This is a genomic window from uncultured Anaerovibrio sp. (genome assembly GCA_902786545.1).
Classification (GTDB): domain Bacteria; phylum Bacillota; class Negativicutes; order Selenomonadales; family Selenomonadaceae; genus Anaerovibrio.
The window spans coordinates 1-1,137 of sequence record CADACU010000104.1 but is presented as its reverse complement, the minus strand read 5'-3'; the positions used below and the strand labels follow the sequence as shown (position 1 = coordinate 1,137).

Annotated in this window: 3 protein-coding genes; all 3 read left to right on the top strand. The window is 40.7% G+C overall.

What is annotated here, in order from left to right; genetic code table 11:
• The first annotated feature begins 4 nt into the window (after window positions 1-4).
• On the top strand, window positions 5-364 hold the full coding sequence (locus QZV24_RS10520) for a hypothetical protein (protein WP_294523616.1): 360 nt from the start codon (window positions 5-7) through the stop codon (window positions 362-364).
• 16 nt (window positions 365-380) lie between these two features.
• Window positions 381-797 (top strand): GtrA family protein, encoded by a 417-nt coding sequence (locus tag QZV24_RS10515; protein ID WP_294523614.1) that lies wholly within the window; start codon window positions 381-383, stop codon window positions 795-797.
• A gap of 19 nt (window positions 798-816) precedes the next feature.
• On the top strand, window positions 817-1,137 hold a 321-nt coding region (locus tag QZV24_RS10510; protein ID WP_294523613.1), incomplete at its 3' end, for an NAD(P)-binding protein.

Genomic DNA, 1,137 nt, shown 5'->3' with positions numbered 1-1,137 from the left:
TGGTATGGGGGTAATCAATATTAATCTCAATACCGATACAGGCCGTCCTTTGATTATTTGTATTGCAGGCAGTGACAGCCAGCGGCCACAGGTTCATTTCAATCTGAATGGTCATACGTTTAAAGGCGTAGTATATGCTCCGTTTTGTGATAAAAATGAAGGTGTCTTGGTTAATGCCGGAAATAGTACATTTATGGGAACAATAGTTGGCACCTCGATTAGTTTACGAGGAAATCGGAGTAGTTATAAATACAAGGATTATATCGGCGGTGATGATAGTTCTGGCAGCGGTGGAAGTGCTGGAAGTGCCGGTATGAAAGGGACTAGACTAGTCACGCCGCCGCAAGGAATGAATTGGGATTGAATAGGATTAGTATGTGATGGGGGAGCGTAAGGTGAATTTCCCGGAATTGTGCCGCTATGCTGTGGTTGGAGCAGTTGCGTTTCTATTTGATTTTGCGTTGTTAATATCTGTACATAATGCATTAATGGCCTATGTTACAGGTAGTTTATATCTGGCAACGGCTTTAGGCTTTTTGGGAGGTATTATACTGAATACCTATCTATCGGTGAACTATGTGTTTATCGATAGGGACGGGAAAAAATATAAACATAGCTTAGTTATACATGACTATGTTAAAATAGTTATGATTGGGATAACCGGTCTAGGATTGACTGAGCTTGGGATGTATATCGGTGTAGATTTTATCGGTATCTATTATTTATGGTCGAAAATCGTAGTAACAGCAATTGTATTTTTGTGGAATTACTGGGCGAGAAAAGTTTTTGTATTTTAAGTAGGAGTTTTTGGACTAGATGAAGACAGCAATAATTATTGGAGCAGGCCCGGCAGGATTGACTGCAGCGTATTATTTGTTAAAAGAAACGGATATACATCCCATTATTATCGAAAAAGAGGATTTTGTAGGCGGTATAGCACGTACTGTAGAATACAAAGGCAATCGAATGGATATTGGCGGCCATCGCTTTTTCTCGAAGAATCAGGAGATTGTTGATTTATGGGAGGATCTTCTGCCAGTACAGGGGAAAAAGGCCATGGATGATAAACTGCTAAAACGGAATTGTCAGTTGCAGGATAATGGTCCTGACCCCGAGACGGCGGATGAGGTTATGCTT

Coding starts and splice junctions, on each gene's coding strand:
- QZV24_RS10520 (WP_294523616.1), top strand. CDS start 5: ATGGGGGTAATCAATATTAATCTCAATACCGATACAGGCCGTCCTTTG.
- QZV24_RS10515 (WP_294523614.1), top strand. CDS start 381: ATGGGGGAGCGTAAGGTGAATTTCCCGGAATTGTGCCGCTATGCTGTG.